13 protein-coding genes and 1 tRNA gene are annotated in these 15,399 nt (G+C 44.5%); 10 read left to right on the top strand and 4 right to left on the bottom strand.

Annotation, left to right across the window (positions count from 1 at the left end; genetic code table 11):
* The first annotated feature begins 150 nt into the window (after nt 1-150).
* The 5 genes from ASG33_RS16055 (at nt 151) to ASG33_RS16035 (ending at nt 5,122) form a co-directional block, all read left to right on the top strand.
* Nucleotides 151-1,359, top strand: coding sequence for a dipeptidase (locus ASG33_RS16055; protein ID WP_056287398.1), 1,209 nt, complete (start codon nt 151-153; stop codon nt 1,357-1,359).
* Between the two features lie 126 nt (nt 1,360-1,485).
* Nucleotides 1,486-3,495: a 1,4-alpha-glucan branching protein GlgB gene (gene glgB / locus ASG33_RS16050; protein ID WP_056287396.1), complete on the top strand. Its 2,010-nt coding sequence runs from the start codon at nt 1,486-1,488 to the stop codon at nt 3,493-3,495.
* A gap of 89 nt (nt 3,496-3,584) precedes the next feature.
* Entirely contained in the window at nt 3,585-4,283 is a 699-nt protein-coding gene (locus tag ASG33_RS16045; RefSeq protein ID WP_229238675.1) for a hypothetical protein, read from the top strand.
* Between the two features lie 10 nt (nt 4,284-4,293).
* Nucleotides 4,294-4,965, top strand: a complete 672-nt coding sequence (locus ASG33_RS16040; protein ID WP_056287393.1) for an NUDIX hydrolase — start codon at nt 4,294-4,296, stop codon at nt 4,963-4,965.
* 85 nt (nt 4,966-5,050) lie between these two features.
* Nucleotides 5,051-5,122, top strand: a tRNA-Arg gene (locus tag ASG33_RS16035).
* 928 nt (nt 5,123-6,050) lie between these two features.
* Here ASG33_RS16035 and ASG33_RS16030 read toward each other — a convergent pair.
* Both ASG33_RS16030 and ASG33_RS16025 read right to left on the bottom strand, forming a co-directional pair.
* Nucleotides 6,051-6,431 (bottom strand): hypothetical protein, encoded by a 381-nt coding sequence (locus ASG33_RS16030; protein WP_056287392.1) that lies wholly within the window; start codon nt 6,429-6,431, stop codon nt 6,051-6,053.
* A complete protein-coding gene (locus ASG33_RS16025; protein WP_157474810.1) occupies nt 6,418-7,611 on the bottom strand; it encodes an FAD-dependent monooxygenase in 1,194 nt (397 codons plus the stop codon). The genes ASG33_RS16030 and ASG33_RS16025 overlap by 14 nt, the downstream gene beginning before the upstream one ends.
* 89 nt (nt 7,612-7,700) lie before the next feature.
* Between ASG33_RS16025 and ASG33_RS16020 the strand changes: the two genes are divergently transcribed.
* From ASG33_RS16020 to ASG33_RS16000, 5 genes are all read left to right on the top strand, one after another.
* A complete protein-coding gene (locus ASG33_RS16020) occupies nt 7,701-8,693 on the top strand; it encodes a helix-turn-helix transcriptional regulator (RefSeq protein WP_056287386.1) in 993 nt (330 codons plus the stop codon).
* Nucleotides 8,694-8,987: 294 nt separating this feature from the next.
* Complete coding sequence (locus ASG33_RS16015) at nt 8,988-9,851, top strand: metallophosphoesterase (RefSeq protein WP_229238673.1); 864 nt, start codon at nt 8,988-8,990, stop codon at nt 9,849-9,851.
* A gap of 241 nt (nt 9,852-10,092) precedes the next feature.
* On the top strand, nt 10,093-10,653 hold the full coding sequence (locus ASG33_RS16010) for a T9SS type A sorting domain-containing protein (protein ID WP_082489265.1): 561 nt from the start codon (nt 10,093-10,095) through the stop codon (nt 10,651-10,653).
* A gap of 14 nt (nt 10,654-10,667) precedes the next feature.
* Nucleotides 10,668-11,813: a hypothetical protein gene (locus ASG33_RS16005; RefSeq protein ID WP_056287383.1), complete on the top strand. Its 1,146-nt coding sequence runs from the start codon at nt 10,668-10,670 to the stop codon at nt 11,811-11,813.
* Nucleotides 11,794-12,924, top strand: coding sequence for a heparin lyase I family protein (locus tag ASG33_RS16000; RefSeq protein ID WP_056287382.1), 1,131 nt, complete (start codon nt 11,794-11,796; stop codon nt 12,922-12,924). The genes ASG33_RS16005 and ASG33_RS16000 overlap by 20 nt, the downstream gene beginning before the upstream one ends.
* 440 nt (nt 12,925-13,364) lie before the next feature.
* On the opposite strand, the gene ASG33_RS15995 is transcribed toward ASG33_RS16000, so the two are convergent.
* Together ASG33_RS15995 and ASG33_RS15990 are read right to left on the bottom strand one after the other, a co-directional pair.
* Entirely contained in the window at nt 13,365-13,787 is a 423-nt protein-coding gene (locus ASG33_RS15995; RefSeq protein ID WP_056287380.1) for a response regulator, read from the bottom strand.
* A 92-nt stretch (nt 13,788-13,879) separates the two neighbouring features.
* Nucleotides 13,880-15,301, bottom strand: coding sequence for a sodium:alanine symporter family protein (locus tag ASG33_RS15990; protein ID WP_056287379.1), 1,422 nt, complete (start codon nt 15,299-15,301; stop codon nt 13,880-13,882).
* Between the last annotated feature and the right edge of the window lie 98 nt (nt 15,302-15,399).

The following is a 15,399-nucleotide window of genomic DNA, read 5'->3' as shown; positions in this document are numbered from 1 at the left end:
AAGCACAAATACACAGTCAGAATAGGCGGGATTCGGGTTTAAATTGAAGTAAATAAAGGATTGCACTGGCGCAGTTGATTTTGCAGAAAAAAAGGGGCAACTTAAAAACATTGCGCTTTCCTGACCATTCACCAATTACAAACCCGTTCAATGAAAAAGACACTACTCCTGTTACTGTTGCCCGCCCTGTCCATCGCACAGACAGCCCCCACTCCAATGTCGCCCAAAGCGGCCAAGATCCACGCGAAAGCGCTGACGATCGACACCCACGCTGACGTGCCCATCAACATGATGAAAGAGGGATTCGACATCGCTGTCGAGCACGATTACGAGAAAGACCGTTCACAGATCGACTTTCCGAGGATGATCAAAGGCGGCATGGACGGGATGTTCTTTGCGGTTTACCTGGGCCAGGGAAAGCGAACCGACGAAGCGAATGCAGAAGCAAAAAAGAAGGCGCTCGCCATTTTTGACAAAATACATGAAACTGCCCGCCTGCACCCAGATATCGCGGCGATCGCAACTACGTCGAAAGATGCCTACCGTCTTCAAAAAGAAGGAAAACGCGCCATGTTTATTGGTATGGAAAATGGCTGGCCGGTTGGCAAGGATATCACAAATGTGAAACAATACTATGATCTTGGATTGCGCTATATCACGCTTTCACATTCGCTGAACAATGATATCTGCGATTCGTCTACCGATGGCGACGGTCCGGAACACAATGGACTCAGCAAGTTTGGAGAAGAAGTGGTGAAGGAAATGAACAGGCTCGGTATGATGGTAGATATCTCGCACGTATCGGATTCAACCTTTTACGATGTGATCAAGCTTACCAAAGCGCCGGTGATCGCCTCGCATTCAAGCTGCCGCGCATTATGCGATGTTCCCCGGAATATGACAGACGAAATGATTAAAACACTGGCCAAAAATGGCGGCGTGATCCAGATCAACTTTGTACCCGGTTTTGTAAAAAAACCTTCCCAGCCACACGAAATGTCACTCAAAGCGCTACGGTTGAAAATCCGTCAGACGGATCTTTCGGATGCGGACAAAAAAGCATTGCGCGATGAAATGAAGGCGATTAACGAGAAGTACAAAGGTGATATGCCGACTATTCAGGATGCTGTCAACCACATTGAGCACGTGATCAAGCTTACCAGTGTCGAGCACGTTGGTATCGGAATGGACCTCGATGGCGGCGGTGAGGTAATTGGACTGAAAGACGTGAGCCAGATTGGCGCAATTACCGAGGAACTGGTAAAAAGAGGCTATTCAGCGAAGGATATCGAGAAGATCTGGGGAGGCAATATCATGCGTGTTCTCGACCAGGTAGAGAAAGCGGCGGGGAACATCTGATACCCTGCTTTTTGCGCGATTTTCAAAGGAAATCGCGCAAAAAAATATATACATTTAGAGAAATAGTTTAATAAAATTGCAAATCTTACACTCTCTTAATGATTATCACAAATTGCGTTCAAACAAATGGCTAAGTCAGCGGATAATAAAAAAACAAAGTCAGCAAGCGACCTTCCGGAAAACGGAACATTGAAAACCGGGGGTCAGGAGCTGAATGCGGTCGAAACAGTTAGCCGTTTTACAGATTTTGATATTCATCTTTTTCGTCAGGGAAAACACTTCAAGCTTTACGAAAAGCTCGGCTCGCACGTGATGGAACACAAAGGCGTGGTAGGTACCTACTTTGCAGTATGGGCACCGAATGCGACCTACATTTCCGTGATCGGTAATTTCAACGGCTGGAACAAGGGCGGCCACGCACTGGCGCCGAGGTGGGACAGCTCGGGTATCTGGGAAGGCTGGATCCCAAACGTGGGTGTCGGAGAGGTTTACAAATATCATATTGTATCTCAAACCGGCGAGCACCTTGAAAAGTCTGACCCATTTGCACTCTGGTGTGAAGTGTCACCAAAAACCGCCTCTATCGTATGGGATAACTGGTACGAATGGGGTGATTCGGAGTGGCTGAAAGTGCGCAAGGAAAAAAACAAGCTGAATGCGCCGATATCGGTATATGAAGTCCACCTGGGCTCCTGGCAGCGCGATCCTTCGGACCCGCTGCGCTTTTTGACCTACAAAGAAATAGCGGCGAGCCTGGTTCCTTATGTAAAAGAAATGGGTTTTACGCACGTGGAACTGATGCCCGTGATGGAACACCCCTACCCGCCTTCGTGGGGATACCAGATCACGGGTTACTTCTCGTGTACGGCACGCCACGGTACCCCGCAGGAACTGATGTACCTGATCGATCAGCTGCATCAGGCCGGGATCGGTGTGTATATAGACTGGGTTCCCTCCCACTTTCCGGGCGATTTGCACGGACTCTACCGTTTCGACGGTACCGCGCTTTACGAACATGAGGATCCAAGGAAAGGATATCACCCGGACTGGAAGAGCTATATTTTTAATTATGGAAGAAATGAGGTCCGCTCGTTCCTGATCAGTAATGCCATTTTCTGGCTGGACAGGTACCATACCGACGGACTCCGTGTGGATGCAGTTGCTTCCATGCTTTACCTGGATTATTCAAGAAAGCACGGAGAGTGGATACCGAATGAATTTGGCGGAAGGGAAAACCTGGAAGCTATTTCGCTGCTGCGTGAAATGAATGTGGCTGCGTACACAGAGTTCCCCGACATCCAGACGATCGCCGAAGAATCTACCGCATTCCCAGGCGTATCGCGCCCGGTTTTTGTGGGCGGATTAGGTTTCGGTATGAAATGGATGATGGGCTGGATGAACGATACATTGAAATACTTCCAGCTGGATCCTGCATTCCGTCGCTGGCATCAGGATCAGCTCACGTTCAGTCTGGTGTACTCGTTTTCAGAAAATTTCATGCTCCCCTTCTCGCACGACGAGGTGGTTTACGGGAAGAAGTCACTGATCAACAAAATGCCTGGCGACGAGTGGCAGAAGTTTGCGAACCTGCGACTGATGTTCGCTTATATGTTTACGCACCCCGGCACCAAGCTGCTTTTTATGGGTGGGGAATTCGGACAAGCTTCTGAATGGAATTTTGAAAGAAGCCTGGACTGGCACCTGCTAGAACAAGCTCCTAATAAAGGTTTAAAGGATTGTGTTAAAACTTTAAATCAGCTTTATAAAGACGAGCATGCATTGTTCGACCATTCTTTTTCAAGTGAAGGTTTTGAATGGATCGATACCCAGGACAGAGAGAACTCGGTGCTTGTATATGCAAGAAAAGGGCTTGATCCTGCACAAAGTCTGATTATTGCGCTTAACCTGACGCCCCTGCCCAGAAAGGGGTATCGCGTCGGTGTACTTTCGGAAGGCAGCTGGCAGGAGATCTTCAACTCTGATGCGGAAGCTTTCGGCGGCAGTGGCGTCATCAACTACGATCCTGTTACCTCGGAAGCGCACAGATGGCACGGAAGAGCGAACTCATTGTTGCTGGACCTGCCACCGATGGGCGCAGTCGTTTTAAAGAAAACAACCGCCAAAAAGCTTCTTTAAGGCCGGTAACTTACTTTATTTCAATCTTAGGCAGAGCTTTCAAACTCTGCCTTACTTTTTTTGCACATTTTTTTACCTTTGCCCATCACATGACCAAGGATCAGATGAAGCGTTTAAGGATAATAGTACTTTTTTTGTTTTTGGGTTCGGTTTCAGGTTATAGTCAAAGCTTGTCCCGCGTCACGTCCGGTATTGACCTCGGACTTGGTTTTCAGGGCGATCAGTGGGTACCTTCTGCATTGTACCACCAGGAGCTTAGCCTAAATCATTTTCCATGGTTCCGCATCGGCTGGGGCGTGCGCGCCTGGGGCTATTATGCGGGCAGAACAAACCTGGTACCGCAAAGCAATGCATTCTCGGACGATACTTTGAAGTTTGGCAAGCTGAGCGCGAACGGAGCCAGCTTTGTATTCGGGGCAAATGTGCGTGTATGGAGATTTGACATCGGCGCGAATACAGACATTTTTGGCATTGCATTCGGCACGAAGCGCAGCGGACTTTATTCAAAATCAACTTTCTACGAAGGAGAAGGCGCTGAATATTACAATGCCTACATCGGCAGCAACCCTGCTACACTGAATGCGCTTCCATTGGTAATGGACAAGCAGAACGGGCAGTCGGAAGTATTCCTTCGCTACTGGATTGCGGATCGTATCGGCTTGAAGCTGGGCTATGTGCACGGTCGCATTACTTACAGCACGCCTGAGAAGCTTGACAATGGCCAGCGCCGCTTTTCGGCCACTTACGGCGTACCTTATGTCGGCATATCATTTCCCTTATACAACTGATCATTCAAGAATGCCTGAAAAGCTGGTTGATTCGCATAAATATAACCTCTGGAAAAACAAACTTGAAGGAAACGGACTTGCTATACACCGTGTAGACGAGCTTTACAGCCGCCGGAACGGTCACGGAGAAGTACTTTTTTCATTGCTTTACACAGACGCTACTACGCCGGAAGGCCACAAAATTCCACCAATCTGTTTTTTGAAAGGTGAAGTGGTGAGCGTGCTGGTTTGCTTTATAGATTCCGAGACGAAGGAAAAGTACCTCCTGCTTGTGCAGCAGCGCCGCATTTGCGACGGTTCCCTTACCTACGAGCACCCTGCCGGCATGCTGGACAGCGAAAGTGACGCAGCCGCAGTTGCAGCGCGTGAGGTGTTTGAAGAAACAGGTATCCCGGTGGAAGTATCGCAGTTGATCAGCGTAAACAAAGCACCATTTTATCCGTCGACAGGCACGAGCGACGAGGCGATGTACATGTTTTACTGCGAGCTCGAATTAAGCACTGAGGAGATCCACAGCTACCATAACAAAGTGCAGGGTGTATTTTCCGATCACGAGTTTATCAATACCTATGTAGTGCCTTTTGTGGAAGGCCACAAGCTGATCAATAATTCGAACGGAGTGCTGCTGGACTACCTGTATTTGAAGGATGTAGGAGACTGGGAGTTGCTGAAAAAGCTGTAATACGATCATTAGGCCAGAAAAAATTTTCAGCAAAATGGCCGAAAATCAAAATAGGGGCTATATTTGCACCCCATTACCGAGAGAAGCACCCGTAGTTCAATGGATAGAATTGTGGTTTCCGGTACCATCGATAGGGGTTCGAATCCCTTCGGGTGCACTATTTGACATAACAAAATCAATCATAACCCTGCAAATCAACTGTTTGCGGGGTTTTTGTTTTTGAAATGGGTGCCAAAATTTTCATTTATTACCAAATAAAAGGTGAGCAAATCGAGAGCAGCGTTACACCCAACGATGTGCTCACCAATTTGAGTGTAACTTGTTGATATGCAGCCTGTCCACGAGATGGACATTTTGACTTTTTGGAGCTTCAAACCTAATTTTCATTCACTAAAACTGGTTTGTTATGCTTACAAAAACATTCAATTTGCACTTCTATCCTAAAAAAAGAAGTGGCCATTCAGGAGGCAAAACGACGTTCCAATGGAAACTGTTTCGAAAATGCTTGGACACAAAGATTTGAAAACCAAGCAACACTACGCCAAAATCGTTGATCTAAAAGTACGAGCTGACATGGAAAAGCTGGGTAGGAAGTTGAAATAACTCAAATCAAAAGAATCACTTTGATTATCCCAAAATAAGCCCCCCACTACGTGAGCTGATCGAAGTCTCATGTCTCTCTACTAATCTTCATCATATCAGAAATTTTACCGTAGGCTTGTGAAGTGGGATTATTAATAGAATATCCCGGAAAAAAGTGAGCTGTGAGGAGATCGTTTAGCACTTCAAAACAATGTCGGTTAGCTTGGTTTAAAACCTGTCTGACCGGCATTATCGTGATTCGCTGTGAGCTTATCTCAGCTCTTTAAGAGGGGCATACAGAACCTGAGATTTTACATTTTCCCGCCAATTTTGGCTACCGTTCGACCTCTTAACTCAGGACAAACACAAAGACGGTGATTGCAGCATCAGGGCGTTTATTGCCCAAGGTATAACGAGAAGATTACGCAAAGTAAGCGTTTGTCAATAGAATGAAGAAAAAGCGCAAACGAAAAATGAACCAATACGTTATAGAATATGATTCCCTATCTCCTGATAATATTATTGCGGCTTCCAAAAACTGAAAAAGGGAAAACACCCGAAACTAAGAACGTCCAAAACCAAATAGGTTGTCCCACACTCAGCCATAACCAGCCAATTACGATGGTAATACATCCGGCAATAATTAGTATTTCCTGCTGCCCCCCTTTCAATGAAGCACATACAACTCCCCCCATAAAACAACTGATGTACACGCAAAATAGCTTAATGACATACTGAGTAATATCGTGGCTCCCGGCGATAGAATTATCAAACAACTCCAATGAACCGGGGAATACATATCCCTGGATTTTTGCTAAGACGGAGCTCAACAGTCCGATCGTTCCGAATCCTAACACAACGGATAATATCTTACTGAATTTCATGACTTATCTGGTTAATTATAAAATTTTCCTGATCTTTTGTAAGCACGATAGGCTCAGTCATAATCTTTTGAACATCTTTATCGCTTGCAGACCGGAATTTTTTGACAAATTTCTCTAAATCGGCTTTGTCTTTTGGTATGAAAGATGCGGCATTATTTTTTGCATTGGTTTGAAATTTTTTGATAATCGGCTGCATCAGTCTATTGTACTTTTCACAGGCTTTTAAAATATCGTCAGGGTATTCCGCTATAAAATGTGCCAGTGCCTTCGCCCCGAAAATAGATAATGATGCGCCCATGCCCGATAGGGCTGTTGGACAATAGCCTGCATCTCCCAGCAATACCAGGTTTCCACTCACTAGATCTGAAGCATTAATCATCCCCATTTTATCAACGAAAACCAAGCCGTTATCCAAAAGATCATCTAACAGCTTCTTTACTTCGGGATCATAATCAGGAAAAGAACTCTTAAGAATTAAAGAAGCATTATTTTTGATCGTTCCGATATCTTGTGTACTATGGATGTAGCACTGAACGGCAATTTCATCTGCCGCAATTGGATATATAGACAACATCTTATCGACGTCAATATATATCTTAAAAACACCAACCTGATACGAATGTATATGCTTCAATTTTCCTCCCATATAAAGCATATTAAAATCTTCTAATTGGCAATCATTAAAGTAACGTTCTCTGGTAACAGAACGCAATCCTTCCGAAACAACTACCAAATCAACCACTATTGTATCTCCGTTTGAAAGCGTAATTATCGTCTTACCTGCTTTTTCCTCCAGTTGTGAAATCGTTGAATCGAAAAGTATATTTACATCGTTGTTGATAGCCTCATACAAAACATGATGCAGCCCGCCTCGGGATATGAGTACCGAACGTTCGATATTTTCATTCATTTTATCATAATTGATGCTTCGAATGATTTCCTCATTACTATCTATAAAATGAACTGTCTCAGACGGGGACGATTCTGCCTGAAGTTTCTGGGTTAACTCCAGTTCATCCATGATTCTAACCCCGAAACTTTTCAGTGAAATAAGAAATCCGGCTTTACTGAACGAGGTCGACCTATCAATAATCGTAATAGTATGACCTTGTTTCGCTAAGAAATTGGCTGCCGTTAAACCAGCTATTCCCGCGCCGGATATTAGAATGTGTTTTTTCATTTTTTCTGTTTTTTCAATTTGGTAATGCAAACTTATTCATACTTTTAATGCTAAAATAGCTCTCTAAGTACAAAAAATAGTTCATAAAGATGACCAAGGAGAACAACAAACAGGAAATGATTTATTGGGCGGAGCGTTTGGGGATTTCGCTAACTCAATATGCAGAGGAATTGGAAGTGCTAGAGCTTAATGAGATTAAAATCGTAGATCTCTTACCCGCAATGTTATTGATGATTCGCTCTGTTATAGCAAAGAAAACATTTCGCTTCCGGAGAAAACCGATAAAGCTGATTGAAAATGGGATCTTAATTTCATTTATAAATATTGTCAACTTACCATTAAACTCATCCGCTGCTGGCAAAAATATATTGAAGCATGTACAGCCACACGTCCGCATTGTACCGCTGAATACAGACAGTGAAGTTGTCTTTCCTAAAGACATGAATATTCAGCAGATAACGATCATCATAAGCCTTGATTATTTACAGACGTTTATAGGAAAAGATCACGGGCGGTTTGATTACCTTTTTGATAATGAAAAAACACTTTGGATAGAAGAGTTCATGTCGCCCGAATTAGCAGCGTTGGTAAACGAAGTCGCAGATATTCCCTCTTCACAAACGTTACCGGACGCTTACTATCGATTGAAGTCACTTGAGTTAATATTTTATCTATTTAAAAATCTATTGATAAGAGAAGAAACTCCGCATCAAAATTTATCGAAATACGAAATAGAATCCGTCTATCGCGTCAGAGACAAAATTGCTGCTTCAACGGACCAACCATTTGTGCAGGAAGAATTGATAAAATTAAGTGGTATGAATATAATTAAACTTCGAAAAATTTTTACGCAAGTATTCGGAAAAGGCATGTATCCATACTATCAATATTTGCGTATGCAGGAGGCCGCTAGACTTTTAAGAGAAGAACATTTATCCGTTTCTGAGGTGGGTTATCAATTGGGTTTTAGCAATTTAAGCTATTTCGGAAGATTGTTTGAAAGGCACTTCGGTGCCAAACCCAAGAAATGGAGTCAGAGTGAAAAGCGACACCATTTGTCTAAAACAGCATTCTTCAGGTGAAGGTACGGAGCTGAAGCCCGGGACGTATTGTAAATTCTGCCCTTTTACCCGCTGGGATGCGAACCTAGGATATCTGTTGCTTCGTGGTTCACATCGTCAATCCTGTTTATCTGAATTGTAATCCTCATTTAGCGGGCGCTTAACATGCGGATAGTTCATTATCCATTATTTTTAATAAGGTTTAAGCTCATAAATGTTTGAGCGAGCAAATCGAGAGAAGTTAAGTACTATTGCGGCTAATCATTGATTTGCAGGATTTTTGTCTTTTGATAATTCTAAACCCAGATAACGTTTATGAATATGACGAATGCGTTAAAAACTCAGCTGATCGCAGGTCTGCTTTGCATGATTAGCATTGGTGGATTTGCTCAGAAAGGCCAGCCGTTCTTCTTTATCCAGATGACGGATACCCAGTTTGGCTTTTTTACCGATAATAAGAGTTTTGAAAAGGAAACCGAAAACTTCGAGAAGGCAATTGCAGCAGCAAACCGCCTGCATCCCGCCTTTGTCATTATCACCGGAGATCTGATCAATAAACCCGCCGACCAGGCGCAGCTGCTTGAATACAAGCGCATTGTAGCCCTCCTTGATCCTTCAATCCCCATTTACCATGTGGCAGGTAATCACGATGTAACCAATGATCCCAAGCAGGGTGATATCGAAAAATACCGCAAGGAGCTTGGCAAAGACTATTACACCTTCAAGCACAATGGGATGCAGGGAATCGTTTTGAATTCTTTGTATTTTAAAAGTCCGGCTGGTGTAGAGAAAGAGGCTGCTGCCCAGGAAAAATGGTTAAAAAAACAACTGAAAACAGCCCGGCGTTCATCGGCTGCGCCTGTGCTTGTATTTCAGCACCACAGCTGGTTTTTGACTAATCCGGAAGAGAAAGACGAATACTTCAACATCCCTGCTGCAACCAGAAACAAGTTTTTGGCCCTTTTCAAACAGTACGGTGTGAGCCACGTATTCGCAGGGCACTACCACCGCAATGCTTTTGGTAAGTCAGAAAATATGGAAATGGTGACTACCGGGCCAGTGGGAAAACCATTGGGTAAAGATCCTTCCGGGTTTCGTATCGTTACTGTGTCAGAAAACAAAGTGAGCCACCAATACTACGAACTGGACAGTGTTCCTCAGAAAGTTCTTATAAAGTAATTAATGCCGCAATTACTCCTATACTTGATGAAAAACGAAACTGTAACGCGACTTAATCTCAGGCAGACCTGATCCGCCTGCCAAAACAAGAGTTAATAATACCTCATTGAAAATATTAAGTATCCCACGTTACGATTTAAGTAACCGGTAAATCAATAAAGTATTAGGCATGGATTTATTATAGAATTAGTTTGTACTTTAATAGAATTCAAACTACATATCTAAAAACCAATGCAAGCCTATGAACAAACACTTTCGAAGAACATTTCTTTATGCAACCTGCTGTCTCGGCATAAAGGTTGCCGCCATGGGACAGAATTCCAACGTGAATTACCCAATCACAAGCAGCACGGTAGTAACAGCAGTTCAGACAATAACTGCATCAAGCTCGATTTCAGGGCCAACAAGCGTCGTTACATTTACCGCCGCGCAAACAATTAACTTCATCAACGGATTCACCGTTTCCGGAGTGTCCAACTTCACAGCACAGATTGGCGTGGCTACCGCGAGGACATCCGCTGAACACTTGTTGCCCGAAGATGAAGGCAGCAGTATTAAGATTTACCCCAACCCTATCCGGGACCTGGCGACCATCCAGATTTCCGGCAGCCGGAATACTTCTGCTGATATTGTCATTTATAACCTCAAAGGAGAAGAAGTGTCCCGCCTTGCAGCCAAAGAATCTAAGATCCACGGCGAACGGGAGGCAACATTTGACGCTACCCCCCTTCCCCCCGGACTTTATATCGTCGAGATCACAGAAGGTGAAAAAAGGACAATTAGCAAACTACTCAAACATTAAAGCTCATCAACAACATGAAAATTCAAATTTTACTTGCGGCACTTTTGATGTCCCTTGGCGCATTCGCCCAAAACCAAATCTCAACTCCTTCACAAAAACCACTTAAAATCAATAGCGACACTTTACGACTATCATCCGGATATCTTAAGCTAAACGATGCCAGTTTGATTTCTGTGAAATCAACCAGCGGTGGGCAAAACTTATCAGTTGGAGTAAATAGTGGCAATTATATAATCACAGGAAAATCGAATACTTCGCTTGGAGACAGCACAGGTAATGCGCTGACATCCGGATATGAAAACACGTTTTTAGGTTTCACTACCGGTAAAATAAATACCTATGGAAGAGAGAATACGTTCATAGGCGCCAATGTTGGTAAGAAAAACACGGGTGGTCATTATAATGTCTTCGTAGGCAGTCAATCCGGTAAAGCCAACGTAACAGGCGGAAATAACATTTTTATAGGCAGAGAATCAGGAGGTGCTAATACAGTAGGGAATAATAACATTTATCTGGGATATCAGTCCGGGGCAGCTGGCATTGATGCCGAAAATAACGTGATTATCGGGCACCAGGCAGGAAGGTCCTATGCAGGATCAGGAAACGTTTTCATAGGTTTCAAGGCAGGTTCCAACAGCGCTGGAACGCCCACGGGAGCGGCAGTGGATAACAAATTGATTATAACCAACAGAACCATCGACGGAAAGCCATTGATTGAGGGAGACTTTGCCAATGGTAGTAATCCGAGCAGGTTAATCTTATACGGCAAGACTGGTGTCACATCCAGTACCTCAACTTTCGTTTTTCCGGCTACGACCTATGGAACTTACAGCCTGTTTGTTAAAGGTGGCATTTTGGCCGAAGCAGTCACTGTATCAACAACCTGGGCGGACTATGTTTTTGACAAAGAATACAAACTGAAACCTCTATCGGAAGTTGAAAAGTACATCCAGGCAAATAAACACTTGCCAAACATTCCGGCAGCTGCCGAAATTGAAAGTGCAGGCATGAACGTTGGAGAGATGTCGAGATTGCAGCAAGAAAAAATCGAGGAATTAACGTTATATCTGATAGAACAGCAGAAGGTCGCAACCGCTCAGCAGAAAGAAATTGACGAACTGAAAGTTCTGGTAAAAACGCTTGTGGAAAGCCGTAAATAAAAAGCGCTATATCTTTTTCAGTTTACCAAAACAGATATTTTTGATGAAAAATATTCTTCAATTCTTTCTTTTTGCATTGTTAGCCTGCCCGGCAACAGCGCAATATGCTCAGAATACCTGGGACGGTTCCAGCAGTGATGACTGGAATAATAAAAGCAATTGGTCGCTTGATTCTGTACCAACACCTTGTCATCAGGTTGTCATTCCAGCTACTCCGCGCAATCCCAAGCTGACTTCTGATGTGTACCTTTCCAACCTTTCTTTTTCAGGAGGTGATCTTGTCACGAATGATTATAGTTCGAATTTCATTGTTGGTGGTGCTGGTTCGCCTCTGATTTATAAACGACAGACTTCCGGGCCAAGGATTTTCAACACAGTTTATACGGTTCATAATGATCCTACTAAAACTTACGCGTTGCAGAAGTCAATCAATACCTGCGCTCCGATATTCCGTTTTGAAGTACAACCCGGTGATAACTGGCCCTCTGATACGGGTTCAACGCCGGGGAGCATCACAGATGGTAATCGCCAAAACGGTAGGATCAAGGAGCGAAGCGAGCTTTCACAACCCAATATGAACATACCATTCAATGCGACGACCGACGTTACAATCTGGATGGCCTATTCCATGTATATTGAACCGGGGGAAAACGTTACGTACAACCTTAAAGACCATTATTGCTTTTTGGGGCAGTGGCACGGGTCCGGCAATGCTGATGCTTCATGGGATTTTTACTTCAGGGGGCAAGATTCGCTGGTATTGCAAACACGCGGAATAGATCTATTTACCGGAAGTGAAAACTTGCTTGCGGTCAATCGAAAAGTATCGACGGTTTCGAGAGGGAGCTGGCACAATTTCGTAGTCAAGGTAACCCATAGTTTAAAGGGCACGGGAGCTGTCCAATGGTGGTTGGATGGAATCGAGCAATGCAACATTAACAATATATATGTTGGGTGGAATCGCACTACTGTGGGTTATTGGAAGTTTGGGATTTATCGGACTGCCGCCAGCACAAGTGTACAAACGGACCTGGGAGTCCGATATGCCAATATGGAAGTCGGCACTTCAAGTTTGATTGACAGGGTGACCAATCCCAGGCCGCTGGAATAAGCGGAATCAAGCCCCGGCTTCATTTGGAAAGATATAGGCTTGTTTAATTGACAAGCCTATATCTTAGACAGCCTTAAACCAAAATCATATCGCTTTTCAACAACCCGGCTGATCATTCCGATCTGTCCGCAGTGATATATGGTGTGTTTGATGTTCCAGTCAATCGCCTCCAATTTCGTGGTCGCGATGGGGTGTGGCGTAGGTGTCGGCTGGGAAGCTTTTGGAGTATATCCATTTGATGTCCTCTGATAACCATTATTGAATGGAAATAGTGACTGACGATCAGATGTCCAACCTGCCAGTTGATACTGGAGTCAACCACTTCCGGGATGATTTCCCATTTGTCAGACGGCACAGCTTCAAGCAGCCGGTTTGTCCATTGATAGGCGTTAAGTGTCTGATCGATTAGCAGGTCAATTTCCGTCATAGCGGCGAAGAACTTAAAAGTTGTTAGGTGCCGCGCACTTTGTCCAATAATCCATTATTACACGAAGGGTATCGCGCAATTCATCGAAATTATTAGGCTTGACAAAAAATCCCTGAGCGGAAGTACTATAAGCATCGATCACCACTTTGTGGTTTAAAGCGGTAGTAAAGTATAAGTATGGAATACACTTAAGCTTTAATTCAGCATCGTTATTGAGCTTCTCGCGTAACTCAAAGCCGCTAAGCCTTGGCAGGTTGATGTCAGACAGGATGAGAAACGGTAACTTGTCAGTGCTATGTAGATATTCGAGCGCCACCTCCCCGTCCGGGAAGTACCTGCGCGCATTAGAATATCCTAGCACTTCAAATGCCTCTTCGAGTATAAATTGATCATCTGCATCATCTTCTATGATAATAATTTCTCCGTTTTTATTCATAGTATCGTATTGAATCCGTACGCCGCACAGCAGCAAAAATCATTCCCCTGTCCACAGTCGTATATTGTTGCGATCGCAAAAGGCTACATATATTATTTCCACTCTTCTGTTCCGGTGATCCCCAGTTCCTGCGGCCGGAACACGGGATCTTTGCCTGCGTCCTTTTGTTTTTGGTAATCCTTAAGTGCATCTAATGCGGGCTTTCTTAGCAAGAGGATAGCAATGATGTTGAGCCACGCCATGATTCCTACACCTATATCGCCAACCGTCCAGGCCAGGGCAGCTGTTTTGATAGAGCCATAGAACGTGGCGGCCATGATCAGGATACGTAGTCCCCAGAGCGCTGCTTTACTGTTTTTGTCACCGAGCAGGTAGCTCAGGTTCGTTTCGGCGATGTAGTAATAAGCCATCACAGTCGTGAATGCAAAAAACAAAAGTGCAACCGCAACGAAGCCGCTGCCCAGTGAGGGGAAATGGACATTAATAGCAGATTGTGTAAACTCGGCGCCCATCGCGGCTCCGGGAATGTGCTCCACCAAAAAGCCGCCGTCGGGATTAGCAACATTATATTGGCCTGTAAACAGGATCATCAATGCCGTAGCAGTGCATACGAAAAGTGTATCGACATAAACTGAAAACGCCTGAACAAGTCCCTGCTTGGCCGGGTGGCTTGTTTCGGCCGCCGCTGCTGCGTGGGGTGCTGTTCCCTGTCCGGCTTCATTGGAATAAACTCCGCGCTTCACGCCCCATAATACCGCCATTCCGAAAATGCCGCCAAATGCCGGTTCCATATCAAATGCGCTGCGGAATATCAATGCAAACACGGCGGGTACCTCGGTAATGTTCAACCCGATTACGATCAATGCCATCAGAATGTAAGCACCAGCCATGAACGGGACTACAAATTCGGCCACCTTGCCAATGCGCCTTACGCCACCGAAAATGATCAGCCCTAGCAGCACAGTAACAAACCCGCCTGTAACCTCGACAGGAATATCAAATGCTGTCAGCGAACTGGTGGCAATGCTGTTGCTTTGCACCCCGGGCAAAAAGAGTGCAGTGCTGAGTATAGTAGCAAATGCGAACAGGTTGGCATACCATTTCATACCTAAACCTTTTTCAATGTAATATGCCGGTCCGCCCCGATACTGACCATCCTGTACGGTTTTGTAAATCTGACCCAATGCTGCTTCCACGTAAGCCGAAGCAGCGCCTAAAAATGCAATGGCCCACATCCAGAACACCGCACCCGGCCCGCCCATAGCGATCGCCGTGGCTACGCCGGCAATGTTTCCCGTGCCGACACGACCCGAAATCGCAATCGCAAATGCCTGAAATGAAGACACTCCCTGCGCAGAAGCTTTTCCGCCAAACAGCAGCTTTACCATATCCTTGATATATCTCACTTGCAAAAACCGGGTTACAACAGAAAAGTAAATACCGGTCGCAAGACAAAGTCCGATTAAAGCTTTGCTCCAAATGAGATCATTAATAAGATTGACTGTTTGCTCCATTTTGTTGGCTTAAATAAATATAGGGGAGAATTTTGTTTGGCAGAATGTCAAATAAAGCGAAATAATATCAAAACCAAGACAAGAATTTTGTTCTTTCC

Source organism: Dyadobacter sp. Leaf189, from assembly GCF_001424405.1.
Taxonomy (GTDB): domain Bacteria; phylum Bacteroidota; class Bacteroidia; order Cytophagales; family Spirosomataceae; genus Dyadobacter.
Note: the sequence above shows the minus strand (reverse complement) of the source record. Positions and strands in the feature narration are given on the sequence as shown.

Bases quoted from the DNA above. Each gene is read 5' to 3' on its own strand.
- ASG33_RS16055 (WP_056287398.1), top strand. From the start codon at position 151: ATGAAAAAGACACTACTCCTGTTACTGTTGCCCGCCCTGTCCATCGCA.
- glgB (WP_056287396.1), top strand. From the start codon at position 1,486: ATGGCTAAGTCAGCGGATAATAAAAAAACAAAGTCAGCAAGCGACCTT.
- ASG33_RS16045 (WP_229238675.1), top strand. From the start codon at position 3,585: ATGACCAAGGATCAGATGAAGCGTTTAAGGATAATAGTACTTTTTTTG.
- ASG33_RS16040 (WP_056287393.1), top strand. From the start codon at position 4,294: ATGCCTGAAAAGCTGGTTGATTCGCATAAATATAACCTCTGGAAAAAC.
- ASG33_RS16030 (WP_056287392.1), bottom strand. From the start codon at position 6,431: ATGAAATTCAGTAAGATATTATCCGTTGTGTTAGGATTCGGAACGATC.
- ASG33_RS16025 (WP_157474810.1), bottom strand. From the start codon at position 7,611: ATGAAAAAACACATTCTAATATCCGGCGCGGGAATAGCTGGTTTAACG.
- ASG33_RS16020 (WP_056287386.1), top strand. From the start codon at position 7,701: ATGACCAAGGAGAACAACAAACAGGAAATGATTTATTGGGCGGAGCGT.
- ASG33_RS16015 (WP_229238673.1), top strand. From the start codon at position 8,988: ATGAATATGACGAATGCGTTAAAAACTCAGCTGATCGCAGGTCTGCTT.
- ASG33_RS16010 (WP_082489265.1), top strand. From the start codon at position 10,093: ATGAACAAACACTTTCGAAGAACATTTCTTTATGCAACCTGCTGTCTC.
- ASG33_RS16005 (WP_056287383.1), top strand. From the start codon at position 10,668: ATGAAAATTCAAATTTTACTTGCGGCACTTTTGATGTCCCTTGGCGCA.
- ASG33_RS15995 (WP_056287380.1), bottom strand. From the start codon at position 13,787: ATGAATAAAAACGGAGAAATTATTATCATAGAAGATGATGCAGATGAT.
- ASG33_RS15990 (WP_056287379.1), bottom strand. From the start codon at position 15,301: ATGGAGCAAACAGTCAATCTTATTAATGATCTCATTTGGAGCAAAGCT.